Here is a 25,006-nt window from a genome sequence, read left to right as displayed (position 1 = left end):
TTACACCCCCGTGGTATAATAAAAAAGGACAAGTTAAAAGACATGTAGAAGCGCAAAAGGAGAGCGGATAAATGGATAAGACCGGACTGATTGATGAGGCGAAAAAAGCTCGTGAAATGGCTTATGTACCGTATTCAAAATTTAAAGTTGGTGCAGCTTTATTGACGAAAGATGGAAAGGTTTATCGCGGCTGCAATATTGAAAATGCGGCTTATAGCATGTGCAATTGTGCTGAGCGTACGGCTTTATTTAAAGCCTATTCAGAAGGAGATAAAGAGTATGCAGCACTTGCTGTAGTAGCTGATACTGATCGTCCTGTTTCTCCGTGTGGAGCATGCAGACAAGTAATCTCTGAGCTTTGTCCAAAAGAAATGAAAGTTATATTAACCAATTTAAAAAATAACATACAAGAACTAACTGTGGAAGAATTACTTCCAGGAGCATTTTCATCGGAGGATTTACATGAGTAATAATGAATTTAAGTCAGGTTTTGTTTCAATTATTGGAAGACCAAACGTAGGGAAATCAACTTTTTTGAACCGAGTAATCGGTCAAAAGATTGCGATTATGAGTGACAAACCGCAAACAACTAGAAATAAAATTCAGGGTGTGTACACGGAAGATCAGGCGCAAATTGTGTTTATTGATACACCAGGAATTCACAAACCAAAGCATAAATTAGGCGACTTTATGATGAAGGTAGCGCAAAATACGCTTAAAGAAGTAGATTTAATTTTATTTATGATTAACGCAACAGAGGGTTTAGGTCGAGGCGATGAATTTATTATCGAGCGTTTAAAAGATACAAAAACGCCTGTTTTCCTTGTGATTAATAAAATTGATGAAATTCATCCAGACGAATTGTTTTCAATTATCACGAATTATAAAGACTTATATCCTTTCGCTGAAATTGTGCCAATTTCAGCTTTACAAGGAAATAACGTGGAGCGCTTGCTTGATCAAATCAAGCAGCGATTGCCGGAAGGTCCGCAGTATTACCCGGCAGATCAGGTAACAGATCACCCAGAGCGCTTTATTATTACGGAATTAATTCGTGAAAAAGTACTGCATGCAACGAGGGAAGAAATACCTCATTCTATTGCCGTTGTGATGGATTCTATGCAAAGACGAGATAATGGCGCTGTTTACGTCGGCGCTACAATTATCGTCGAAAGAGATTCACAAAAAGGCATCGTAATTGGAAAGCAAGGAAAGATGTTAAAAGAGGTAGGAAGAAAAGCAAGAGCAGACATTGAAGCTCTTTTAGGCTCAAAAGTATTTTTAGAACTATGGGTAAAAGTGCAAAAAGATTGGCGAAACCGAGCGTCGCATCTCCGTGACTTTGGATTTAGAGAAGACGAATATTAATCATTTGAGTTCTTGTTGGCGTCGATTTATACCCCTTCATAAAAGAAGGTAATTTGTAAAAAATTGTGTTACATGATTTTACGTCGGAAGGCTATTCTAAACATAAGGAATTGAAATATGTATCTGATCTTTATGGTTAGAAAGGTGGGAGTTCTATGTTGAATTTTACTTGGAACATTTTTTCACAAACAGGTAGCATTGATACTTATCTCATTTTTAAGGAACTTGAAAATGAAGTGAAAGAAAGACCCGAAACATATGAGGACAACAGCGAAAGTCTCAATTCTCCCTTGTCTTAGCCTTCTGTAAGATGGCGGTGATGATGATTGTTTAAAAAGTGTGAAGGAATTGTCATTCGAACGAATGATTACGGTGAATCAAATAAAATTGTCACCATTTATTCACGTGAACTCGGAAAAGTGGGTCTTATGGCAAGAGGGGCAAAAAAGCCCAGTAGTCGCTTAGCTTCCGTCACACAATTATTTACGTATGGATACTTTTTTATACAAGCAGGTTCAGGAATGGGTACTCTCCATCAAGGAGAAGTTATCTCATCTATGAGAAGCATACGCGAAGATATCTTCACAACAGCGTATGCTTCTTATATTCTTGAATTAACAGATAAAGCTACTGAGAACAATAAACCAAATCCATTTCTATTTGAACTGCTGCACCAAACCATTCATTATATGAACGAAGAGTATGATGCAGAGATCTTAACATTTATTTATGAAATGAAAATGTTAAACGTTCTAGGTCTTCATCCTACATTAAATGAATGTGCAGTCTGCCATCAAGGTGAAGGAACATTTCATTTTTCCATTCGAGAAGGCGGGTTTATTTGTCATCGATGCTTAGAAAAAGATCCTTATCATTTGAAAATTAGTCCGATGACGGTTAAACTATTAAGGCTATTTTATTACATTGATTTAAAGCGGTTAGGTTCTATTTCTGTTAAACCCGAAACAAAAAAACAATTAAAGTTTGTAATTGATCAATATTATGAAGAATATTCAGGATTGTTTTTAAAAACAAAGCGGTTTTTGAATCAGATGGAGTCTTTAAAACAATCGCTCTCTGATAAGAAATAGAAAAGATAATCAGTGATATGCAAGGAATTGCTGTCGCTAGGGTGCCTCGTAGTGTGTAGAGGACACCCTTTTTACTGTGGAGCGAAGGGATAGTTTCGCTTATTGTAAGCGTAATGTCTGCTTTTTTTGAGAAGCCATGGTAAAATAAACGGCATTCTAAAAAGATAAAATGCTAAAATTAATAAGTTATAGCTTTTACTTTTGCTTAAAAAGTATATAATGTTTTATAAATAGTATGTCACATTTAATGATTAGGTGGTGAGTACAATCGAACTGAACAAACGACAAGAACAAATTTTACAAATTGTCAAAGACGAAGGCCCTATTACAGGCGAGCATATTGCAGATCAGCTTAGCCTTACGCGGGCCACGCTAAGACCGGACTTGGCTATTTTAACAATGGCTGGTTATCTAGAAGCGCGACCGCGCGTAGGTTACTTTTACACAGGTAAAACAGGAGCACAGCTTCTTACAGATAAAATAAAAAAAATACAGGTGCAAGAATATCAGTCTATCCCTGTAGTCGTGAACGAAAATGTGTCGGTATATGATGCTATTTGTACAATGTTTCTAGAAGACGTGGGGACCCTTTTTGTAGTGGATGAGAAATCACAGCTAGTGGGAGTACTGTCGCGTAAAGATTTATTGCGCGCGAGTATCGGAAAGCAAGAGCTCACATCTATTCCTGTTCATATTATCATGACGAGAATGCCCAACATTACATATTGTTATCGCGAAGATTTGTTAATGGATATTGCTAAGATCTTAATTGAAAAACAGATTGATGCTATGCCCGTTATTAAAGAGGGAGACGGCAATTTTGAAGTGGTGGGACGCATTACCAAAACAAATATTACAAAATTACTAGTAGCACTAGCAAATGATGAAGTATTATAAGTGAAAAAGGATTAAAAAGGGGATGCACAAAATATGAACAACCCATGTCTTTATGTCATTTCGGATTCTGTAGGTGAGACAGCTGAACTAGTTGTAAAGGCTGCATCAAGTCAGTTCAATATGACGGACTTTGTAATTAAAAGAGTACCTTACGTAGAGGACATCGCAACACTTTCAGAAGTGGTTTCAGTAGCGAAGTTGAACAACGCTATTATTGGCTTTACGCTAGTAAAGCCCGAAATGAGAGAATTTTTAATTCAAGAAGCGTCCAAAAACGGGGTAGAGGTATTTGATATTATTGGACCTTTAATTGATAAAATTCAATCTTCTTATCAACTTTCTCCTCGCTATGAGCCTGGAATGGCTAGAAAGTTAGACGAAGATTATTTTAAGAAAGTAGAAGCGATTGAATTTGCAGTGAAATATGATGATGGGCGTGATCCAAGAGGCATTCTTAGAGCGGATATCGTATTAATCGGTGTATCAAGAACGTCTAAAACACCTCTTTCTCAGTTTTTAGCACACAAGCGTTTGAAAGTAGCCAACGTTCCGATTGTACCTGAGGTAGATCCGCCAGAAGAGCTGTTTCACGTATCACCTGAGAAATGTATAGGACTTACTATTAGTCCTGAAAAATTAAACGATATTCGTAAAGAGCGTTTAAAGTCTCTTGGGCTAAACGATAAAGCAATTTATGCTAATATTGGCCGTATTAAAGAAGAACTTGAATTCTTCCAAGGAATTGTAGATAAGATTGGCTGTGAAGTGGTTGATGTATCCAACAGAGCCGTAGAAGAAACAGCTGGTATCATTCTCAATACCATCAAAAAGAAATAAACGATGGATCTCCTCCGTGCGTGACAGAAAGGAGATTGCTTTCTTATGTTTGTATGCTGTAAGCCTAAGAAAATATACCAAAGATGAATATGACAGAACTTTTAAAAACAAGTGACTTTGGTATAGAAAATATAGGTTGTTTATATTATAATAAAAAATTGTGATAAAAAAGAATAGTTTTAGGTTTAGACTTTGTTAAGAACGAATAAACTATTTATATAAAAGTCAAGTCAAAATCGAAAAAAGTATTCGACAAATGCCATCTACAGGAAATAACAAATTGTTAGAAGGAATCTCTGGAGGGATGTAGAATACAGAGTTATAGCAAAAGAAAAAGTAAAGTTTTTGTCGATGCTGATGCATGCCCTGTTAAAGCAGAAATCGTTGAACTTACACATACATATGACATCGAGCTTGTGTTTGTTGCTTCCTATGCTCACATGCAAACAAATCCTACACCAGGAAAATGGGTCTATGTAGATGCAGAAAAGGAAGCCGCAGATTTATATATTTTAAATCACGCAGCCAAGCAGGATATTGTCGTAACTCAAGATACTGGCTTAGCAAGCATGTTAGTAAGTCGAGGGGTTTACGCACTGTCTCCTCGTGGAAAGTACTATAATGACGACGAAATGAATACGGTGCTTTTCTTTCGCTATGTTTCTGCAAAAGAGCGACGGTCAGGGCGTCATACTAAAGGCCCAAAGGCATTTAGTGAAGAAGATCGCCAGCATTTCATTCAAGCTTTTGAAAAAATGTTGTCGAAACTTGCAGGAATTTAGCACTTAGTGAAGAATATTATATGAAATACGGAGCTGTTACTATGGCAAATCGAATTCCTGATGAAGTAATCGACCGTATTCGGCATTCAGTAGATATTGTCGACGTCATAAGCGATTATGTACAACTAAAAAAACAAGGGCGCAATTATTTTGGACTCTGTCCGTTTCATGGGGAAAGCACACCATCTTTTTCAGTATCGCCTGATAAACAAATTTATCATTGCTTTGGATGCGGTGCAGGAGGGAATTCATTTTCATTCATAATGGAATTAGAAGGACTGTCCTTCACGGAAGCAGCTCAGCAGCTTGCTGAAAAAGGAGATATTCCTTTTGAACATGAGATACATCCTCATGAAGAAGATAATCAAAAGCCTAGCAATAAAATGATTGAAGCACACGAGCTTTTAAAGAAATTTTACCATCATTTATTGGTAAATACAAAAGAAGGCCAAGATGCTTATGATTATTTAATAAATCGAGGGTTTTCACGAGAAATTATCGATGAATTTGAGATAGGTTTTGCTTTAGATTCGTGGGAATTTGTAAGTAAGTTCTTAACAAAACGTGGGTTTAATCCGCAAGAGATGGAACATGCAGGTTTAATCATTAAACGCAACCAAGATGAAACGTACTTTGATCGTTTTCGCGATCGAATTATGTTTCCTATTGCTGACTTGCAAGGCAAAACAATTGCATTTTCAGGGCGCCTGCTAAAAGAGATAAAAGGGCAGCCTAAATATTTAAACAGTCCCGAAACTTCTATTTTTAACAAAAGTCGCACACTCTACAACTTTCACCGCGCTAAAAAACATATACGCAAAAATCAGCAGGTTATTTTATTTGAAGGATTTGCAGATGTTATTTCAGCTGTTAAAGCGGGGTGCCCAAACGCAATTGCAACAATGGGAACTGCCTTAACAGAAGAACAAGCCAAAATTATTCGCCGAAATGTAGAGTCCGTTATCATTTGCTATGATGCAGATTCTGCTGGAATTGAAGCAGCGCACAAAGCAACTGCTATCTTAACAAATGTGGGTTGTACCGTTAAGATTGCTGTGATGCCGGATGGTTATGACCCGGATGATTATATTAAAGAATACGGGGCAGAGAAGTTTCAAAATGATGTTATTAATAGCAGCTTGACCTTTATGGCATTTCAAATGAGGTATCTCCGCCGAAAGCGAAATCTACAAAATGAATCTGAACGTATGCAATACATTGAAGACGTTTTGAAAGAAATAAGCCTCCTTACAAAAGCTGTAGAGCGAGATCATTATTTACGCCAATTGGCACAAGAGTTTTCCATTTCATTAGATGCGCTTAAAGAACAGCAGTATCAAGTGTATCGAACGGAAAAAAAGAAAAAGGATAATGATTCTCCAAATCGAAATAATATAAATAGACAACCAGTCGTAAAGAGAAGCTTATTACCGGCTTATCAAAATGCAGAACGTTTTTTGATCGCTCATATGTTGAAAGATAAGGATGTAGCATTTAGAATTCAAGACCGACTTCAAGGTCAGTTCAATGTCGAAGAACATCGTGCGCTTGTTCTATATTTGTATGCCTATTACGAGGAAGGACACGAGCCTAATCCGAGCGGATTTATTGAGCGGTTGCCCGAATCTTCGTTGTCTAGTCTAGCTTCAGAATTGGCGATGATGTCAATCAATGATGAATTGTCGGAGCAAGCTTTGAATGATTATATCCAAACGATATTGATTTATCCACAAAGGGTAGCGATAGAAAAAAAAGAAGCAGAAAAGCAAGAAGCAGAGCGTCAAAAAGATTATTTAAAAGCTGCGACAATAGCAATGGAAATTTTACAGTTGAAAAAAACGTTAAAATAAACGATGTTGCGTATTAGTCCCACTTTTAGAAGGTTTTCCTTAAAATTTTGGAAGGAGGGGATCTGATGGCTGAAAAATCAGCTCAATCAAAACAACTTGATTCAGATTTAACAATTGAACAAGTAAAAGATCAATTGACCGAAATCGGAAAAAAACGTGGTGTGCTAACATACGAAGAAATTGCAGAGCGTATGGCGAACTTCGAAATTGAATCCGATCAAATGGATGAATATTATGAATACCTTGGAGAACAAGGTGTTGAAGTAATGAGTGAATCTGAAGCAAATGATGACGATGCCGATCCCGATATTCAAGAACTGTCAAAAGAAGAAGAGTTTGATTTAAATGATTTAAGTGTACCTCCTGGTGTGAAAATTAATGATCCAGTTCGTATGTACTTAAAAGAAATCGGACGCGTTGACTTATTGTCGGCAGAGGAAGAAATCAATTTAGCAAAACGTATTGAAGAAGGCGATGAAGAAGCGAAACGTCGTCTTGCTGAAGCAAACTTACGTCTTGTGGTAAGTATCGCTAAACGCTATGTTGGACGCGGTATGCTGTTTCTTGATTTAATTCAAGAAGGAAACATGGGTCTTATTAAAGCGGTAGAAAAATTTGATTATCGCAAAGGTTATAAATTCAGTACGTATGCGACATGGTGGATTCGTCAAGCTATTACTCGTGCGATTGCTGACCAAGCAAGAACGATTCGTATCCCTGTTCATATGGTTGAAACGATTAACAAACTAATTCGTGTTCAACGTCAGCTTCTACAAGATTTAGGTCGCGAACCATCTCCTGAAGAAATTGCAGAAGATATGGACTTAACACCAGAAAAAGTTCGTGAAATCTTAAAAATTGCCCAAGAGCCGGTTTCTCTTGAAACGCCAATTGGTGAGGAAGATGATTCTCATTTAGGTGACTTCATTGAAGACCAGGATGCAACATCACCTTCTGAACATGCTGCATATGAATTATTAAAAGAGCAGTTAGAAGACGTCCTTGATACGTTAACAGATCGCGAAGAAAATGTTCTTAGACTCCGCTTTGGTCTGGACGATGGGCGTACGCGTACGCTTGAAGAAGTAGGAAAAGTATTTGGCGTAACGCGTGAGCGTATTCGTCAAATTGAAGCTAAAGCGCTTCGCAAGCTTCGTCACCCTAGTCGAAGCAAACGTTTAAAAGATTTCTTAGAATAGATAAAAGCGTAAATAGCGCTTATGAGATAGCTTCTTTCCCTGCGGAAAGAGGCTATCTGTTTTTTTATGGAATAAATTTCATGAAAACGCATTTTAAAGAATTATATTGATTTTTTTACCAACTTTTCTTCTTTCATATATTTTACTGAATTGTCCTTCGTTTTGCAAATGCTCCTTTATATTCTTTTGTTATAGAAGCGTAAGATGTTCAAATTTCATTTAAACATCCGAAAAAAATGGAATCGCTCTCATTTTATTCTTGCATTGATGAATACTCCTCTATTATAACATGAAAAAATTAAAACGTTTTAAAAGTTGAGAAAATTTACAAAAATGAATTATAATTAGATAATGTAAGCGTATACATTTTTTAGGGGGAATAAAAATGAATTATGAATTAACCAATGAACAAAAGATGATTCAACGGACGCTGAGAGAATTTTCAGAAGCTGAAGTAGCACCAAATGCACTAGAGCGCGATCGAAGTAAGCAATTTCCGCTTGATGTTTTTAAAAAGTTAAGTGAGCTTGGTGTAATGGGCCTTCCTTTTCCTGAAGAATATGGTGGCGGAGGCGCAGATACGGTTAGTTTTGCTATTGTCGTAGAGGAGTTAAGTAAAGCTTGTGGCTCTACAGGAATTACATACTCAGCTCATGTTTCGCTCGGGGGGGCACCTATTTATTTATTCGGAACAAAGGAGCAAAAAGAACAGTACCTACCAGCTTTATGCTCCGGGGAATCTTTTGGAGCGTTTGGTTTAACCGAACCGAACGCAGGAAGTGACGCGGGGGGAACGGAGACCGAAGCAGTGTTGAAGGATGGAACATTTAGGATTAATGGAAGTAAATGCTATATTACGAATGCCAGCTATGCAAAGTTTTTAGCTTTAACAGCTGTTACAAACCGTACAGAAGGTAAAAAAGAAATTTCAGCTATTATCGTGCCTACAGAAGCTCGAGGTTTTACTGTAATAGACAATTACGAGAAAATGGGTCTACATGCTTCAAATACAACTGAACTCGTTTTAGAGGATGTTGAAGTGCCTGAAGAGAATTTACTCGGTGTAAGAGGAGAAGGATTCAAACAATTTCTAATGACGCTTGACGGGGGAAGAATTGGAATTGGGGCAATGGCCGTTGGAATCGCTCAAGCGGCTTATGAAAAAGCACTGTCATATGCGCAGGAAAGAAAGCAGTTTGGGAAAGCTATTTCATCGTTTCAAGCGATTCAGTTTAAATTAGCTGATATGGCCATGAAAATTGAGTTAGCAAGAAATATGGTGTATAAAGCAGCGTGGTTAAAAGACCAAGGAAAGCCATTTACGAAAGAAGCAGCTATGTGTAAACTGTATGCTTCTGAAATTTGTATGGAAGTAGCCAGTCAAGCTGTGCAGATTCATGGAGGATACGGCTACATGAAAGAGTATCACGTGGAGCGGTATTTACGGGATGCCAAGCTTTTAGAAATTGGAGAAGGAACTTCGGAAATTCAGCGCTCTGTTATTGCAAGGCAAATTGGCTGTTAAGATAAGCAATAAGAAATTAGTTAATTATGTAAATAAAACCCTTTCACTTATGAGCATTTTCAAGTAAAATAAAAGTGCTTATACTATTTTGTTATTTCTAGGGATGGGAATACATAAAGGGGGTATAGTGAGTGAAGCGAAATCCGCTAATACCATTTTTATTAATTGCGGTAATTGGGATTGCTTTAATGTTAACGCTTTCGTTCAACGGATTGAACAATGCAAAAGAAATCGCGGCTGAAAAAGAAGGCGGTGGCGCGGAACAGCAGGCTTCAGCTAAACCAGAAGAAATTTATCAAAAAACTTGTATTGGTTGTCACGGTGATCAGTATCAAGGTGGAGTAGGTCCTTCGTTAAAAGGAATTGGGAAAAAAGTTTCTCAAGAAGAAATTGCAAATATTGTTGTAAACGGTAAAGGAAACATGCCGGCCGGGCTGGTTCCTCCGGAAAAAGCGAAGGAAATGGCTAAATGGGTATCCGAAATTAAATAGAGTTCAGAAACATGATTTTCTGGAAAGCCGCTCATTTATAAAGCAGGCTTTTTTTTTATGATTTTTTTATACGCATTCAGCTAGAAGGAAAACATGAAGAGAAATAGGAATCATGCAGCTATCTATGTTAAAATAATGAACAGTAATCACATAGAGAATAGGTGACAAAATGAATGAATTAAACTTATCAACAAGACTTGAAGAAGTAGTAAAGTCGATTCCTTTGGGAGCAAAGATAGCAGACATTGGCTCAGATCATGCGTATTTGCCATGTTTTGCTTATTTAAATGGATATATTAGCGGCGCTGTAGCAGGTGAAATTACAGAAGGTCCCCTGCAATCGGCTATTCAGCAGGTGAAAAAAACAAGCTTAACGGATGTTATTGATGTTCGAAAAGGAAACGGCCTAGAAGTAATATCGCCGAATGAAGTAGACTGTATTACAATCTGCGGAATGGGCGGAACGCTTATTACGATGATTTTAGAAGAAGGGAAGGCAAAATTAGAAGGAGTAAAAAGACTTGTGCTTCAGCCAAATATTGGTTCACATCATATTCGCAGCTGGCTGATTCAACACAACTGGGAAATAATTGATGAAAAAATCATCGAAGAAGACGGTCGTATGTATGAAGTCATCGTCGCTGAACCTGGAAACCCTTTAGCTCCGTATAACGGGGAAGTGGAAGCCGGCGTGTTAATGGGCCCTATTTTAAAAGAAAAGCGCTCTTCTGCTTTTATGACAAAGTGGACGCATGAACTAAATCATCTTAAACAAATTGTCAGTCAAATGGAACAGGCTCAGTCAGAGGAAAGCAAAGCAAAACTTCAAAAACTTACCCAAGACATCTCATTAATTGAGGAGGCGTTAAAATGAGTAAAATCCCTAACGGATTTCAAGTAATTGAGGCATTTGAATCATTTTCTCCCAAGCATTTAGCGGTTGAAGGAGATAAAATTGGTTTACAGATTGGAACGTTAAACAAGCCTGTAAAAAAAGTAATGGTAACGTTAGATGTTCTTGAAACGGTCGTAGACGAAGCAATTGAAAAACAAGTGGATTTAATTATTGCTCATCATCCTCCTATCTTTAGACCTCTAAAACAAGTGGTTACAGATCGTCCTGAAGGGCGTATTTTAGAGAAATGCATTAAGCATGATATTGCCGTATATGCTGCTCATACAAACTTAGATATAGCTAAAGGCGGAGTAAATGACTTGTTAGCCGAAGCGTTGGGGCTACAAGAGACAAAAGTGCTGGTTCCGACAACGTCGATTCAATTGAAAAAGCTAGCTGTATTTGTTCCTTCAAATGACGCTGAAGCAGTGCGCACAGCTATTTGTGATGCGGGAGCTGGACATGTTGGCCTTTACAGCGACTGTACGTTTTCAACAGAAGGCGAAGGCACATTTAAACCTTCTTCAGAAGCCAATCCATACATTGGCTCAAAAGGAGAGCTAGAACGTGTCAATGAAACAAAAGTTGAAACTATTTTTGAAGCGGGTCAACAAAATAAAATTATTCGTGCCATGCTCAGTGCTCATCCTTACGAAGAAGTAGCCTATGACATTTATCCAGTGGAACAAACGGGCGAAACGCTTGGACTTGGACGAATTGGTAAGTTAAAAGAAGAGATGACGTTAAAACAGTTTGCCGATCACGTTAAACAAGCATTGGATGTAGATGGTGTCAGAGTAGTAGGGTCTATGGATGCCACTGTGAAAAAAGTAGCTGTTCTTGGCGGAGACGGAAACAAATATATTACAAACGCAAAATTTAGCGGAGCAGATGCCTATGTAACAGGTGATTTGTATTTCCACGTTGCGCATGATGCAATGGCAATGGGATTAAACGTTGTAGATCCTGGTCATCATGTTGAAAAAGTCATGAGACAAGGTGTAACACGCGTATTAAACAGTCTTTTTGAAGCGAAAAACTTTGAGTGTGAAGTATTTGATTCAAAAGTAGACACAAACCCATTTACGTTTATGTAACAAAGAAGGTGTTGACGAATGTCAACACCTTCTTTTGCGTCTATTAAGACGATTTTTTTGTTCGAACTTTTGGTAAAATTTTTGAAAGAGGCACACTTTTTTCACGTGTCCATGTTGTTTCATCTTCCGGATCGAACTGATCTAGAAAATTGATGACCTCTTTTGTGATTGGAGTAGGGGTAGATGCGCCTGCCGTAACAGCTACGGTTTTCGCGTTCATCAACCATTCGATCTGAAGCTCTGAGATGTCACCGATGCGATATGCCTCAGTGCCGGCAATCTCCATTGATACTTGAGCTAGACGGTTTGAATTGTTACTTTTAGGATCTCCTACTACGATTGTAACATCTGCTTCACCTGCTTGCTCAGCTACAGCTTCTTGGCGAACTTGTGTAGCTAAACAAATTTCCTTGTGAACTTCAGCGTGCGGATATTTTTCTTTTACTTTTTCCATGACATCTGCAACGTCCCACTGACTCATTGTTGTCTGATTGGTTACAATGACTTTTTCACGTTGAATATTTAAATGGGCTACGTCTTCTGCTTTTTCAATTAAATGAACGATATCTGGTGCGATGCCAAGTGCACCTTCTGGCTCAGGGTGATTTCTTTTTCCGATATAAATAACGTCATAACCTTCTTTTTCTTTTTGGCGAATAAGGTCGTGGGTTTTTGTAACATCCGGACATGTAGCATCGATTGTTGTTAAACCTTTTTCTTTTGCTCGTTCTTTTACTTCTGGAGATACTCCGTGCGCCGTAAAAATAACGGTTCCTTCATTTATTTGGTCTAAGATTTCTAGGCGATTAGCACCGTCCAGTGTGATAATGCCGTCCTCTTCAAACGCATCTGTAACGTGTTTATTATGAACAATCATTCCTAAGATATAGATTGGTCGAGGCAATGATTTATCTAAAGCGGCGTTTCGTGCAATGACCATTGCGTCTACTACACCATAACAATAGCCGCGCGGTGCGATTTTAATAACTTTCATTTCAATTTCCTCCTCATCATAATCCTGACGAGCAATTCAACTCGCTTCTATTATATAAAAGAGGAAGGAAGAATACAAAGATATTCTTTTTTTACTTACTGTCTTTACTTACGGAACTAGCAGATTTATCAAATATAAAGTTTTGGTTTAGACACTCGATCTCTAGAGGAAAGTTCAATTTCTTCTTCGAAGAAATCCAGCTCATCATCAGATGAATCCGTGCTTTCTGCGCCTGTTGACAAAACCTTACTGTCTTTGCTTTCATCAGTTTCAGCAACCTCTGTTCCTTCTGCTTCGAGTACTTCATCTGTATCGTCACTTGAGCGCAGGGCCTGATAGATTTTCCATAGAGAAGGAGCATTTTTGACAAGAGGTCCGTATTGTTGAATCATAGGTCCCATCGTTTCCGCAGCTTTTAATACTCGCTGAACATTTCCCATCATGGAGCTTAAGTTAGCAGGGTTCGTTAAACCTTGTAAACCTCCAAGCAGGGAAGAAGAGTTGGTCGCTCCTGCAGCACCTTGGGCTCCTGAAAGGCCTGAAAACAAAGAACCTCGAGGAGCAGCAGCTGCTGCTTGTTGAAAGGGGATGTTTCTATTCCCGCCTCTTCGGAATAGGCGAGTTAAGAAGTTACCTCCTCCACGGTTCAGGCCTTGCTGATTCGGGTAAAATGATTGTTGAGCATTTGTTTGCTGGGCAAAGTTACGAAACTGCTGTAATGGATTAAATTGGCCAAAGTTACCAGGTTGTTGCCCAAAACCGTTTTGCGGTGGCATTCCTGGCATCATTCTTCTTTGCATACCGGGTGGAAATGGTGGTCTTCGCTGTAGCAAAGGACGCACCTCCTTTAGTAAAGTAGATTTTCTTTTACTATCGTATGCAACTCGCGATAAAATGTTTTTGAAACAGGTAATAAGTTTTAGTAATATGAATGAGAAGTAGTCACAGAAGGAAAAATCGATTATAATCATATATTGTGCCTTAAAAGATGAACGTGAATGTAAAAAAGGAGACTATTATGGAAAAAACAAACTTTGAACGTTTTGAGTTTCAACCATTTTTAATAGAAGCAATTAAACAATTAGGTTTTTATCAGCCTACAGAGATTCAAGAGCGCTTAATTCCTTCCGTTTTAAAAGGGGAAAGTGTAATTGGTCAGTCACAAACAGGGACGGGCAAAACACACGCTTATTTATTACCTTTACTTGAAAAGGTAGATCCTAAAAAAGAAGAAGTACAAGTTGTAATTACCGCTCCAACTCGTGAGCTTGCTTCTCAAATTTATCAAGAAGTCTTAAAGCTAACAAAACACAGTGCTGAAGGAGAAGAAATTTCAGCAAAATGTTTTATCGGCGGTACAGATAAGCAGCGTACAATCGACAAATTAAAGAAACAGCCTCAAGTGGTTGTAGGAACACCGGCTCGTTTGTTTGATTTAGTAAATGAAAAAGCGTTAGTTGTGTATACAACTAAGGCGTTAGTAGTAGACGAAGCTGATTTAATGCTTGATATGGGATTTTTAGAAGATGTGGACCGTTTGGCAAGCAACATGCCTGAAAAATTACAGATGCTTGTTTTTTCAGCAACGATTCCTGAAAAATTAAAGCCATTCTTAAAAAAATACATGGAAAATCCAAAATTTACGCATGTTTCGCCGAAGCAAGCAGCAGCGGCTAAATTAGAGCATGTATTAGTTCCACTACGTCATCGTAACAAGTTTAAGCTGCTGCACGATATGCTTATTTCGTATAATCCTTATTTAGCTATCGTCTTTACAAATACAAAGAAAATGGCGGACGAAGTAGCAGATGACCTACTGTCTAAAGGCTTAAAAGTAGGAAGAATTCACGGAGACTTATCTCCTCGTGACCGTAAGAAAATGATGAAGCAAATTAATAATTTAGAATTTCAATACGTAGTAGCGACAGATTTAGCAGCTCGCGGTATTGATATTGAAGGGATTTCACACGTTATTAACTTTGAGCTTCCTTCAGATCTAGATTTCTACATTCACCGCGTAGGCCGTACAGCTCGTGCTGGTCATTCTGGAATTGCTGCTACAATCTTCGATGTGGAAGATGAAGATGCAGTAAATAAGCTAGAGAAAATGGGAATCGAATTTGTAAACAAAGATCTTCAAAAGCAAGAATGGGTTTCTATTGATGACCGTAACCGCCGTAAAAAGCGTGTGAAGAAAGCGGATGAAGTGGGAGAAGAGGCACATCGTTTTATTCAAAAGCCTAAGAAAGTAAAGCCTGGCTATAAGAAAAAACGTGCTCGTGAAATTACAAAGTACGTGCAAAAGAAAAAGCGTAGTGAAAGACGCAACAATCGTTAATCGCAATAGGTTAGAGGTGTAAAAAAGAATGTTGAAAATTGGTTCTCACGTATCGATGAGCGGCAAAAAGATGCTTTTAGGAGCAAGTGAAGAGGCAGCTTCTTATGGAGCAAATACGTTTATGATCTATACAGGCGCTCCACAAAATACTCGTCGCAAAAAGATTGAAGAGCTTAATATTGAAGCTGGTCTTTTGCATATGAAAGAGCATGGAATGAAAGATATTGTTGTACATGCTCCTTATATCATTAATTTAGGGAATACAACAAAGCCCGAAACATTTGAGCTTGGAGTAGATTTCTTAACGTCTGAAATTCAGCGCACCCATGCTCTTGGCGCAAAGCAAATTGTTCTTCATCCAGGGGCTCATGTGGGGGCCGGAGCAGATGCTGGTATTCAGCAAATTATCAACGGTCTAAACGAAGTGTTGACAGCTGATCAAGAAGTTCAAATTGCGCTTGAGACAATGGCTGGAAAAGGAACAGAGTGTGGAAGAAGCTTTGAAGAAATCGCCCAAATTATTGATGGTGTGACGCACAATGAAAAGCTCTCTGTTTGTTTTGACACATGTCACGTACATGATGCTGGTTACGATATCGTTCAAGACTTTGACGGTGTATTAAATGAATTTGACAAAACCGTAGGAATACAGCGAATTAAAGTGCTTCACATCAATGATAGTAAAAATGTATGCGGTGCTCGAAAAGACCGTCATGAAAACATTGGGTTTGGTGAAATCGGATTTGGTGCACTGAATTATATTGTTCATCACCCAGCGTTTAAAGAAGTTCCTAAAATTCTAGAAACTCCTTATGTAGGAGAAGATAAGAAAAATAAAAAAGCGCCATATCAATTGGAAATTGATATGATTCGTGCACAAAGCTTTGATTCAGAATTAAAACAAAAGCTTATGTAATTTCATATGTGATTGAAAGAGGTCATGTCTACAGACATGACCTCTTCTTTTACATTAACTGCTGAAATAATTCGTTCACGCGTCTGGCAGTTTCACGATCTGTTACTTGAGCAATTTGTTTGATTAAATTTCGGCGCTCTTCAAGGTTATAAATATTTACGGGCTGCTGTCTAATGACAGATACAAGGGTGTGTGCCTGCTGATCTGTAATGGGGATGTTGTATTGTTTGCTATACTTTAAAAGCTCTTTCGGGGTAATATTGTTTACTTTCTTATTGACAATCTGCTGTACAATTTTCATATGATTACCTCCTCGTCATATACAGTTTATGAATAAAAAAGAAAGATGTGACTATATTGTGTAATAAAACAACATTTTGAGTCGGATGAACCTACGGGGGTAAGAAAGCGAAAGAGTGAAACGGCTTAGTTTACAAATAAAACACAATCCTGTATACTACATTAATGACTAAATCGTAATGATTCTGAGAAAGTAAATGGGTAACGGAGTATACGATAGAAACCGTGCCCTCTTTTGTATGGAGAAATATAAAAAAAGAATGGTGAGGCGCATATGAATACACCTGATATCATTGAAATTGATCATTTATCATTTCAATATGATGGAGTGAATGTATTAGAAGATATAAGTTTTTCAATTCCAAAAGGAGCTTTTTTGGGGCTCGTTGGTCCAAATGGTTCTGGGAAATCAACGCTAATCAAATGTTTGCTTGGTTTGCAAAAACCATCTCAAGGTTCAATTCGTTTATTTGGAAAAGATCAGAGAAGGTTTAAAGAACGAAGTAAAATTGGATATGTATCGCAAAAAGCGAATAGTTTCAACAGCGGCTTTCCTGCTACCGTTTTTGAAGTGGTTTCCACGGGCCTTACTTCAAAACTAGGTTTGTTTCGCTTTATGAATGCTTCTCATAAACAAAAGGTAAAAGAAGCGGTAGAAGCAGTGGGGATGAGCGAATTTTTAAATCGAAACATAGGAGAGCTATCCGGTGGTCAGCAGCAGCGAATTTTTATTGCACGCGCGCTTGTAAGTGAGCCCGAGCTGTTAATTTTAGATGAGCCTACGGTCGGAGTGGATGCACAAAATGTATACACTTTTTATGAGCTTCTTGAAAAGTTAAATAAAGAAAAAGGAATTACGCTTGTGCTTGTTACTCACGATATTGGAACTGTCTCGGAAAAAGTAACCCACGTTGCTTGTTTAAATAAATTTTTACACTTTCATGGGAATGCCAAAGAATTCGAACAGCTTTGTGAACATGACGTATCTATGTTTTATGGTCATAATGTTCATGTGTTAACCCATGATCATCATCATGGAGGGCAGCACGTATGATAAGCAGTTTATTTCAATTTGAGTTTTTGCGAAATGCATTTTTAACAGGTATGATTATTGGCGTCTTAGCTCCTTTATTGGGCACGTTCATCGTAGTAAGACGTCTTTCTTTAATTGCAGATGCGTTAAGTCACGTGACGCTAGCCGGAATTTCTGCGAGCTTGCTTCTTAGTCAGAAAATAGGGTTTATGCAAGGAGTGAACCCCGTCTATTTAGGAATGGTGTCTTCCGTTACAGGGGCTCTTTTTATCGAGAAGCTTCGAGGGGTCTACAAGCACTATCAAGAGCTTGCCATTCCGATTATTTTATCGGGCGGAATTGGTATTAGTGCAATTTGTATCTCGCTGGCAGACGGTTTTAATAATGATTTAATGAATTATTTGTTTGGAAGCGTGAGTGCAGTTAGTCGTTCGGATCTTTGGACAGTTGTTGTCATAGCCGTATTTGTAATAGCTATTGTCTTTTTCTTATATAAAGAATTGTTTATTTTATCTTTTGACGAGGAGCATGCTTCTGCTTCTGGAATTAAATCGAAGTGGATGCACTTTTTATTTATCGTGATGGTTGCTCTTGTCATTGCTGTATCGATGCGTATCGTCGGTATTCTATTGGTGTCATCGCTTATGACTCTTCCTGTAGCAGCAAGCATTCGCTTAGCTAGAGGCTTTAAACAAACGATTCTGCTTTCGGTGATTTTTGGTGAAATATCTGTTTTAGGCGGATTATTTTCAGCGTACTACTTGGATTTAGCACCAGGCGGTACAATTGTTGTCATTGCTGTTGTTATTTTAATCATATCTATTATGATTAATAAAGGACGGAAGGGGAAACAAAAATGAATTTAACTGAAGCCATTCATTTATTAAAAGATCAAGGATATAAACATACAGGAAAACGTGAAGAAATGCTTGCCTTGTTTTCAAAATCAAATAAGTACTTAACGGCAAAAGATGTATTAGAATATATGAAGCCTGATTATCCTGGTCTAAGTTTTGATACAATCTACCGTAATTTATCATTATTTGTGGAGTTAGGCGTACTTGAAATGACGGAGCTTTCGAGCGAAAAGCACTTTCGATTTAAATGTGCAACTGCTCATCATCATCACCACTTCATTTGTTTAGATTGTGGAAAAACAAAAGAAATTGAAGCTTGTCCGATGGAGTATGTAGACGAGGATTTGCGAGGGTATAATATTACAGGCCATAAATTCGAAATTTACGGTCAATGTATCGAATGTAATCAATAAAAAAGAGAGGGTGCTATGCACCTCTCTTTTTTATTTTTGCTGTTCTTTTAACCAGTCGGCTACCCACTGATCTGCTTCTAGCCAGTTATATACGCGAACCACTCCTTTTGGAACAGGTAAGCGATTATAAGGAGTATCAAATAAGATAACGGGAATATTGCATTCTTCACTGATTTCACAAGCATTATCATGTTTGTCTTCAAAAAAGATATCAACATCGTATCGTTTTGCTGTCTCAACTTTAAAATGAGAGCCGACTAACTCAATGTGATGAAACGATAGCTCATTTTTTTGAAACCATTCTTCCGTGACGTCCAATAGCTGATCGTGCCTTGCACTAATAAAGAATAATTCGTGCTTTTGATGCCACTTTTGCAAAACCGCTTTTGCATCGTCTGCAAGTGGAGAGGTTTCGTAAATAGAGCGTTCATTTGCTTTAAACCATTTCCCGAGTTCTGCAGGTGATACATTTACAAAAGGGCTGAAATCATATTCTGTAATATCTTCAAGTGTTAAATTTAAGTTAAAGGCTTTATTTAAATGAGGAACAAAAGTTTCAGGAGAGGTAACAGTTCCATCAATGTCAATTCCAAACTTTTTTGTCAACTACGTGCACTCCTTTAATACGTTTATTCTACTTAGGTGCTTGATTATTCTTGTCTAGTGTAACATAAAGCCTAAAGAGAAACAGTAATACTTTTTATACTCCTTAAGAAAAAAGATAAGGATGATTATACGGTGTGGGAATCGTGCAGGTATCTATTTTTGCAAGAAAATGAGCAGCTGTATAAGATTAACACTTATAATTTTTTCTCGCATTCAGATACTATAAATGCTCCTTATTTACGAAAGCGAGGGATTAAGCATGGAGAATGAAGAACAAAGGCGTAGAAAAGATGTATATGAAGCTGATTTCATGGAAGAAACTGCAGCTGAAGTGGGCGTTCCTTACCGAGTAGGAGAGCCACATGCAGAGCGTGAAGTTATAGATATTGACCGCAATCGCAATCATGAAGTCGCTGGACGAGGAGAAGGAACGGGATACGGTCGTTTCGCACTCGTGCTTTCGATTCTTTCACTATTCTTTTTACCAATTATTCTTGGTGCCGCTGGGATTATTCTAGGGTTTATCGCACGCAGAAAAGGAGCACTTACGCTAGGAGCATGGGCAATAGGGATCGGAGTTGTATCGATTATTGTCGGTACGTTTATATTACCGTTCTTTTCATAAAAAAAGCGAGGCGCATATGCGCCTCGCTTTTTTTGGTTATGATTTAGCTGCAGCTTTTTCAGCTTCTTGCTTTGCGTGATATTCAGCAGCAATTTTATCAATTTCTTTTTTTAGTTCCTCAACCATTGTTTCTTCCGGAACTTTGCGTACGATTTCACCTTTGCGGAATAGAAGACCTTCACCGCGTGCTCCTGCAATCCCGATATCAGCTTCACGAGCTTCGCCAGGACCGTTTACAGCGCAGCCAAGTACCGCTACTTTAATCGGTGCTTTTACAGTTGAAATATACTCTTCAACTTCATTAGCAATGCTAATTAAATCAATTTCAATACGTCCGCAAGTTGGGCAAGAAATAAGCGTTGCAGCATTGGAAGCTAAACCGAATGATTTTAGCAACTCGCGTGCAACTTTTACTTCTTCTACAGGATCCGCACTTAAAGAAATACGTAATGTATTTCCGATTCCTTTAGACAAAATAGCGCCAAGACCTGCTGCACTTTTTACAGTTCCCGCAAATAATGTACCCGATTCTGTAATTCCTAAGTGAAGAGGGTAGTCAAAAGCTTGAGCAGCTTTTTCATATGCTTCAATTGCCAAGTTAACATCGGATGCTTTCATTGAAACGATGATGTCATGGAAATCAAGGTCTTCTAAAATTTTAATGTGATGAAGTGCACTTTCTACCATGCCATCTGCTGTCGGATAGCCGTATTTATCTAAAATACGTTTTTCCAGTGAACCGGCGTTAACTCCAATACGAATTGGAATATTTTTAGCTTTTGCAGCATTTACAACAGCTTCCACTTTTTCACGGCGTCCAATATTACCTGGGTTGATACGGATTTTATCCGCTCCGCCTTCAATTGCTTTTAACGCTAAGCGATAGTCAAAATGAATATCTACAACTAATGGAATGTTAATGCGTTTTTTAATTTCAGGGATTGCATCTGCTGCGCGCTCATCTGGACAAGCAACACGAACAACTTGGCATCCTGCTTCTTCTAAACGTTTAATTTCTGCAACCGTTGCTTCAACATCATGTGTTTTAGTGGTTGTCATACTTTGAATAACTAATTCGTTACTGCCCCCAATTGTTAAATCTCCAACTTTGACGGGGCGTGTTTTTGTACGATGTATAATTTCACTCACGTGATAATCTCTCCTTCAAAATGAAATCAAGAATTTGAATTCATTAATAGAATAACTCTTTATGAACAAAATAACTAGTAGAAAGTACTACCTTAGCTATTTTAACAATGACTATCCCATCTTGACAAGAAGAATGCTGTCATTACTTGTAAATAGGGAACTTATACGTTTTTCCAATTTGAATATCTTCAGGCGCTGTACCGTTATTTAACTTCTTAAAGTCTTTAATCATTTGGTTCATAGAAACCGGTATCGATTTTTTTGTAAGCTCTTCAATGACGGACAAAACTGTATCGCCTGGCTTAATTTTTATTTTTGTATAGGTGGAAGAAGAGCTGGCGGCTTTTGTTTCTGCAGGCTGCGCTTTGCTGACTTGAACTGCTTCAGTCGCAGTAGGAATGGTACCGTATTTAATGTCGTAGTGACAAATATATCCGATAAAAGCGAAAGCGGCTAATGCACATAGCTTTTTCATTACGCTCCTCCTTCATTCTTTTGCTTATGTGTAAAGCCTATGCTTGTCTTACTTAAATATGATTGGAGAACGAAAATTGAAAGAAAAATTAATGATTGTTTCATTAGGCTTATTGCCTTTCATCATGGTGCTGGGAAATTCCATGCTCATTCCTCTGCTGCCAAGCATTCAAAAGTCACTTCACTTAAGTGGAGTCCAAACCAGTTTGATACTGAGTGTATTTTCGATTCCGGCTGCATTGTGTATTCCTGCGGTAGGAATTTTATCAGATCGATATGGACGTAAAAAATTAATTATGTATTCCCTCATCGTGATGATAATCGGTAGCCTTGTCGCTGCTAGTAGCGCTTTGGTCTCTTCTGGAAGCTTTGCTGTGTTGATGGCTGGAAGAGTGATTCAAGGGATTGGCGCTGCTGGTACTACAACGTTGGCAATGGCATTAACTGGAGATGTATTTACAGGGGAAAAAAGAGCAAAAGTCCTTGGGATTTTAGAAGTATATAATGGAGCTGGAAAAGTGGTTGCACCTATAATTGGAGCAACGGCGGCACTCGTTGTATGGTATGCCGCATTTTTTGTGTATCCTTTAGCGGCAGGTGCTGCTTTAGTAGGTATAGCCTTGTATGTGAGAGAAGCGAAAACAGGTTCAGATTCAGTATCTGTTGGAGAGTATTTAAAGAGAGCCATTGGGATTGTCTATGATAAAAGAAAATCGCTTTTTCCTTTATTCTTTGTCGGGGGACTGGGGTTGTTTTTATTATTTGGCATTTTATATTACTTATCTTTTTTAATAGAGGAAACGTATCATATAGACGGTTTTTTCAAAGGAACCGCTTTTTTATTTCCTCTTGGCGCGATGACGCTCGTTTCTTATTGGACCGGTCAGCGAATCAAAACAGATGTAGTGCTCATGAAAAAATTGATGATAGTAGGAATGATTCTTTTATTCGTAATGTTTGGAGTATTAACGGTGATTTATACGCTTCCTGTGCTGATGTTTTGTTTGACAGTCGCCTTTGGCGGCTTAGGATTTGTTCTTCCTTGTATTAATATGATGATTACTTCAGCGGCTTCAGACGAAGAAAGAGGATTTATTGTATCCATTTATGGAACGGTGAGATTTTTAGGAGTAGCGCTGGGACCCGTTGTTTTTGAAGTGTGGATGCATACTGAAAGGCTGATGTTTATTTATAGCTTTAGTTTGCTCGCAGCAGGAGGTTTGTGGGTTTTGTATCAGTTGAAAATTTTTTCTTCTGCAATGGGGAGAAGAAAAGTTGTACAGAAATAAAGAGGCTGGGACAAAAGTATGTTAGTTGAAGAAGCTCCCAACAAATTTGATTCTTGATCAAGAATTAAATTCGTTCGGAGCTTTTCATTGGCAGGGTAAACATAGATTTTATGTATGTAGGTGCTTCTAGCCGTTGATTGGATTCATTTCGTTATGTTTCAATCGCTTTATTAGGTTTTACCTTTTTTCTCATAGGAACCCTTGTGACGAGCAATAAGTAAATGAAGAACGTTCCTATCCAGTAAAGAGAGCTATGTGTTGCTAGAGACAAAGAAAAAGCTTCAAAAAGCGTATAAAGCAGCGTGAAGGCTACCGTACTATAAGCGCTCAGTGCCCATAGCTGTTTGAAAGGAAGCTGCTTCTTAGTGATGAGTCCAATCAGTTTTCCAAGATAAGCAAGGCAGGTAATAGAAAGGAAGTTTAGTCCAGATGTTAATACGTACAGTAAAAGCATAGCGATAGGGACAAGTATGTATAAAGAAAATTTTTGTTCGTGCAGCAAGTTTAACAGTTCATTTTTATCTTTATGATGCCAGTTTAGCAACTCATATGAATACGTTTGTGTTTGTGAATTAGTCGTGATGTAAATTCCATCCTTTAAAAAACCAATTGCATGAGCAGGGGAATGAAACCGTTCAATAGACTGTGAGGGGTCTAAGATAAAAGCGGTACCGTTTACTTTTTTTGTGAAAGGTTGGCTTGACGTAAGCTGTGAATTTGAAATAGAAAAAGAAGAAACAGATTTCGGGAGATCTGTAGTCGCGGTATGATAGCCGTTTACAATCGTCAAAGTCATAAAGAAAAATGTAGGCAGCAAAGAAATGAATGTTAAAAACAGCACAAAGCCAATTGTTTTATTCGTATGCTCAAAGCGAAGCGATCTTATTTTTTTGAAGGAAGTAAAACTCCATGCTATCTTTTTCAGCATGCTCATTGTAAAGCCTCCTATTATTGAAAATTCTGATTATACCTTATTTTATAGCGGAAATTTAAGGTTTACAATAGATTTTAGAAAACGTTACCAATTACAATAGTGCGATGGAGCGTTTTGTCAAAAGCATTTCTTTATATGTACAGATTTTGCTGTCATTGTTTTTGGGGGATATTACGGGCAGTTTGAGGACTGTGCTGTTAATAGTGCAGTGGTACACTCGAAAATCGTTATCTGAAGATATATTTGAAAGTAAAATAAAGGAAGGTCTCGTGGTGCAAGGTCTTTCTTTATAGGAGTGGTTATTGTATGATAAATAGTAATAATAAAAAGGATAGGTGCGGGCATGGCTATTTTATGTTGGGCATTAGTTATCATTAGCTTTGCTGTATCGTTTGTTGGGTTGGTTTATCCCATCATCCCAAGCGTGCTATTTGTAGCGCTAGGATTTGTTATATACGGTTTATTTTATGATTTTAGCTCCTATAGCTGGTTATTTTGGGTGATACAAGGATTGTTAGTTGTCGCACTTTTTTTAGCAGACTATATCGCTAATATTATTGGTGTGAAAAAATTCGGAGGCACTAAAGCAGGCGTTTGGGGAAGTACAGTTGGATTGCTTGTGGGTCCGTTTGTTATTCCGGGATTTGGAATTATTTTAGGGCCGTTTATCGGAGCGATTGTAGGAGAACTGATTGTTCATCGGACCACAATTAGCAACGCAGTAAAAATTGGAGTAGGTTCGGTTATTGGCTTTTTTAGTGGCGCTATCTCGAAAGGATTTATTCAACTGTTGATGATTGCCTATTTTTTATACGCTGTTTTAAAATAATATATTGACTTTAGGCCAGAAACATGTTAAATTTTTAATGTCGCTAGTAAATGTTATATTGTTCCACAGTAGCTCAGTGGTAGAGCTATCGGCTGTTAACCGATCGGTCGTAGGTTCGAGTCCTACCTGTGGAGCCATGGCGGTGTAGCTCAGCTGGCTAGAGCGTACGGTTCATACCCGTGAGGTCGGGGGTTCGATCCCCTCCGCCGCTATTTTC

General features: G+C 38.1%; 28 protein-coding genes and 2 tRNA genes. 23 read left to right on the top strand and 7 right to left on the bottom strand.

All coding sequences use genetic code 11. From position 1 onward, the window contains the following. Window positions 1–71 precede the first annotated feature (71 nt). The 13 genes from WKH56_RS03450 (at window position 72) to WKH56_RS03390 (ending at window position 12,032) form a co-directional block, all read left to right on the top strand. A complete protein-coding gene (locus tag WKH56_RS03450) occupies window positions 72–470 on the top strand; it encodes a cytidine deaminase (protein WP_033579682.1) in 399 nt (132 codons plus the stop codon). Continuing rightward, window positions 463–1,368 (top strand): GTPase Era, encoded by a 906-nt coding sequence (gene era / locus WKH56_RS03445; protein ID WP_013059225.1) that lies wholly within the window; start codon window positions 463–465, stop codon window positions 1,366–1,368. The genes WKH56_RS03450 and era overlap by 8 nt, the downstream gene beginning before the upstream one ends. Before the next feature lie 155 nt (window positions 1,369–1,523). Next, window positions 1,524–1,667, top strand: a complete 144-nt coding sequence (locus tag WKH56_RS03440; protein WP_014458193.1) for a YqzL family protein — start codon at window positions 1,524–1,526, stop codon at window positions 1,665–1,667. A 27-nt stretch (window positions 1,668–1,694) separates the two neighbouring features. Next, on the top strand, window positions 1,695–2,459 hold the full coding sequence (recO, locus tag WKH56_RS03435; RefSeq protein WP_033579683.1) for a DNA repair protein RecO: 765 nt from the start codon (window positions 1,695–1,697) through the stop codon (window positions 2,457–2,459). 258 nt (window positions 2,460–2,717) lie between these two features. Beyond that, entirely contained in the window at window positions 2,718–3,356 is a 639-nt protein-coding gene (gene ccpN, locus WKH56_RS03430; RefSeq protein WP_155404465.1) for a transcriptional regulator CcpN, read from the top strand. Between the two features lie 33 nt (window positions 3,357–3,389). Further along, window positions 3,390–4,193 (top strand): pyruvate, water dikinase regulatory protein, encoded by an 804-nt coding sequence (locus tag WKH56_RS03425; RefSeq protein WP_014458195.1) that lies wholly within the window; start codon window positions 3,390–3,392, stop codon window positions 4,191–4,193. A 311-nt stretch (window positions 4,194–4,504) separates the two neighbouring features. Next, a complete protein-coding gene (locus tag WKH56_RS03420) occupies window positions 4,505–4,975 on the top strand; it encodes a YaiI/YqxD family protein (RefSeq protein WP_028411643.1) in 471 nt (156 codons plus the stop codon). Window positions 4,976–5,016: 41 nt separating this feature from the next. Continuing rightward, window positions 5,017–6,825 carry a DNA primase gene (gene dnaG / locus WKH56_RS03415; RefSeq protein WP_016765586.1) on the top strand — a complete coding sequence of 603 codons (1,809 nt, stop codon included), beginning with the start codon at window positions 5,017–5,019 and terminating at the stop codon, window positions 6,823–6,825. Between the two features lie 65 nt (window positions 6,826–6,890). Then, the gene (gene rpoD, locus WKH56_RS03410) at window positions 6,891–8,024 is read left to right on the top strand and encodes an RNA polymerase sigma factor RpoD (protein WP_013059219.1); all 1,134 of its coding nucleotides are present in this window, start codon (window positions 6,891–6,893) and stop codon (window positions 8,022–8,024) included. Window positions 8,025–8,409: 385 nt separating this feature from the next. Next, window positions 8,410–9,549: an acyl-CoA dehydrogenase family protein gene (locus WKH56_RS03405; RefSeq protein ID WP_028411642.1), complete on the top strand. Its 1,140-nt coding sequence runs from the start codon at window positions 8,410–8,412 to the stop codon at window positions 9,547–9,549. Window positions 9,550–9,680: 131 nt separating this feature from the next. Beyond that, window positions 9,681–10,040: a cytochrome c550 gene (gene cccA, locus WKH56_RS03400; RefSeq protein WP_048019742.1), complete on the top strand. Its 360-nt coding sequence runs from the start codon at window positions 9,681–9,683 to the stop codon at window positions 10,038–10,040. Between the two features lie 169 nt (window positions 10,041–10,209). After that, window positions 10,210–10,914 (top strand): tRNA (adenine(22)-N(1))-methyltransferase, encoded by a 705-nt coding sequence (locus WKH56_RS03395; protein ID WP_028411640.1) that lies wholly within the window; start codon window positions 10,210–10,212, stop codon window positions 10,912–10,914. Continuing rightward, window positions 10,911–12,032, top strand: a complete 1,122-nt coding sequence (locus WKH56_RS03390; RefSeq protein ID WP_048019743.1) for a Nif3-like dinuclear metal center hexameric protein — start codon at window positions 10,911–10,913, stop codon at window positions 12,030–12,032. The genes WKH56_RS03395 and WKH56_RS03390 overlap by 4 nt, the downstream gene beginning before the upstream one ends. A 43-nt stretch (window positions 12,033–12,075) precedes the next feature. On the opposite strand, the gene WKH56_RS03385 is transcribed toward WKH56_RS03390, so the two are convergent. Further along, window positions 12,076–13,026, bottom strand: a complete 951-nt coding sequence (locus WKH56_RS03385) for a 4-hydroxy-3-methylbut-2-enyl diphosphate reductase (protein WP_028411638.1) — start codon at window positions 13,024–13,026, stop codon at window positions 12,076–12,078. Window positions 13,027–13,154: 128 nt separating this feature from the next. Further along, window positions 13,155–13,868 (bottom strand): YqfQ family protein, encoded by a 714-nt coding sequence (locus tag WKH56_RS03380; protein WP_223546251.1) that lies wholly within the window; start codon window positions 13,866–13,868, stop codon window positions 13,155–13,157. Between the two features lie 176 nt (window positions 13,869–14,044). Between WKH56_RS03380 and WKH56_RS03375 the strand changes: the two genes are divergently transcribed. Both WKH56_RS03375 and WKH56_RS03370 read left to right on the top strand, forming a co-directional pair. Beyond that, window positions 14,045–15,364, top strand: coding sequence for a DEAD/DEAH box helicase (locus tag WKH56_RS03375; RefSeq protein WP_013059212.1), 1,320 nt, complete (start codon window positions 14,045–14,047; stop codon window positions 15,362–15,364). A gap of 28 nt (window positions 15,365–15,392) precedes the next feature. Continuing rightward, window positions 15,393–16,280, top strand: coding sequence for a deoxyribonuclease IV (locus WKH56_RS03370; RefSeq protein WP_028411635.1), 888 nt, complete (start codon window positions 15,393–15,395; stop codon window positions 16,278–16,280). A gap of 49 nt (window positions 16,281–16,329) precedes the next feature. On the opposite strand, the gene WKH56_RS03365 is transcribed toward WKH56_RS03370, so the two are convergent. Beyond that, window positions 16,330–16,581 (bottom strand): DUF2624 domain-containing protein, encoded by a 252-nt coding sequence (locus tag WKH56_RS03365; RefSeq protein ID WP_013059210.1) that lies wholly within the window; start codon window positions 16,579–16,581, stop codon window positions 16,330–16,332. A 273-nt stretch (window positions 16,582–16,854) separates the two neighbouring features. On the opposite strand from WKH56_RS03365, the gene WKH56_RS03360 reads away from it, so the two are divergent. The 3 genes from WKH56_RS03360 to WKH56_RS03350 are packed head-to-tail and all read left to right on the top strand — an operon-like array spanning window position 16,855 to window position 18,883. Further along, window positions 16,855–17,634 carry a metal ABC transporter ATP-binding protein gene (locus WKH56_RS03360; RefSeq protein ID WP_028411634.1) on the top strand — a complete coding sequence of 260 codons (780 nt, stop codon included), beginning with the start codon at window positions 16,855–16,857 and terminating at the stop codon, window positions 17,632–17,634. Further along, window positions 17,631–18,473 (top strand): metal ABC transporter permease, encoded by an 843-nt coding sequence (locus WKH56_RS03355; RefSeq protein ID WP_028411633.1) that lies wholly within the window; start codon window positions 17,631–17,633, stop codon window positions 18,471–18,473. The genes WKH56_RS03360 and WKH56_RS03355 overlap by 4 nt, the downstream gene beginning before the upstream one ends. Beyond that, window positions 18,470–18,883 (top strand): Fur family transcriptional regulator, encoded by a 414-nt coding sequence (locus WKH56_RS03350; protein WP_013059207.1) that lies wholly within the window; start codon window positions 18,470–18,472, stop codon window positions 18,881–18,883. The genes WKH56_RS03355 and WKH56_RS03350 overlap by 4 nt, the downstream gene beginning before the upstream one ends. Window positions 18,884–18,913: 30 nt before the next feature. On the opposite strand, the gene WKH56_RS03345 is transcribed toward WKH56_RS03350, so the two are convergent. Further along, entirely contained in the window at window positions 18,914–19,489 is a 576-nt protein-coding gene (locus WKH56_RS03345; protein WP_034271152.1) for a 5' nucleotidase, NT5C type, read from the bottom strand. Between the two features lie 259 nt (window positions 19,490–19,748). Between WKH56_RS03345 and WKH56_RS03340 the strand changes: the two genes are divergently transcribed. Then, entirely contained in the window at window positions 19,749–20,114 is a 366-nt protein-coding gene (locus WKH56_RS03340) for a G protein-coupled receptor family protein (RefSeq protein ID WP_013059205.1), read from the top strand. Window positions 20,115–20,150: 36 nt separating this feature from the next. Here the strand turns inward: WKH56_RS03340 and ispG are convergent, their stop codons facing one another. Together ispG and WKH56_RS03330 are read right to left on the bottom strand one after the other, a co-directional pair. Next, window positions 20,151–21,254 carry a flavodoxin-dependent (E)-4-hydroxy-3-methylbut-2-enyl-diphosphate synthase gene (gene ispG / locus WKH56_RS03335; protein WP_201763664.1) on the bottom strand — a complete coding sequence of 368 codons (1,104 nt, stop codon included), beginning with the start codon at window positions 21,252–21,254 and terminating at the stop codon, window positions 20,151–20,153. A gap of 151 nt (window positions 21,255–21,405) precedes the next feature. Continuing rightward, the gene (locus tag WKH56_RS03330) at window positions 21,406–21,738 is read right to left on the bottom strand and encodes a hypothetical protein (RefSeq protein ID WP_028411630.1); all 333 of its coding nucleotides are present in this window, start codon (window positions 21,736–21,738) and stop codon (window positions 21,406–21,408) included. 76 nt (window positions 21,739–21,814) lie between these two features. On the opposite strand from WKH56_RS03330, the gene WKH56_RS03325 reads away from it, so the two are divergent. Further along, window positions 21,815–23,026: an MFS transporter gene (locus WKH56_RS03325; RefSeq protein ID WP_053074054.1), complete on the top strand. Its 1,212-nt coding sequence runs from the start codon at window positions 21,815–21,817 to the stop codon at window positions 23,024–23,026. Between the two features lie 151 nt (window positions 23,027–23,177). On the opposite strand, the gene WKH56_RS03320 is transcribed toward WKH56_RS03325, so the two are convergent. Further along, on the bottom strand, window positions 23,178–23,960 hold the full coding sequence (locus tag WKH56_RS03320; RefSeq protein WP_048019744.1) for a DUF1189 domain-containing protein: 783 nt from the start codon (window positions 23,958–23,960) through the stop codon (window positions 23,178–23,180). Window positions 23,961–24,303: 343 nt separating this feature from the next. Here WKH56_RS03320 and WKH56_RS03315 point away from each other — a divergent pair, with 343 nt between their 5' ends. The 3 genes from WKH56_RS03315 (at window position 24,304) to WKH56_RS03305 (ending at window position 25,001) form a co-directional block, all read left to right on the top strand. After that, window positions 24,304–24,789, top strand: coding sequence for a DUF456 domain-containing protein (locus WKH56_RS03315; RefSeq protein ID WP_048019745.1), 486 nt, complete (start codon window positions 24,304–24,306; stop codon window positions 24,787–24,789). A gap of 62 nt (window positions 24,790–24,851) precedes the next feature. Next, window positions 24,852–24,926 (top strand) — tRNA-Asn (locus WKH56_RS03310). 1 nt (window position 24,927) lies between these two features. Next, window positions 24,928–25,001 (top strand) — tRNA-Met (locus WKH56_RS03305). Window positions 25,002–25,006: the final 5 nt, after the last annotated feature.

It is taken from the genome of Priestia sp. SB1, from assembly GCF_038898415.1.
Note: the sequence above shows the minus strand (reverse complement) of the source record. Positions and strands in the feature narration are given on the sequence as shown.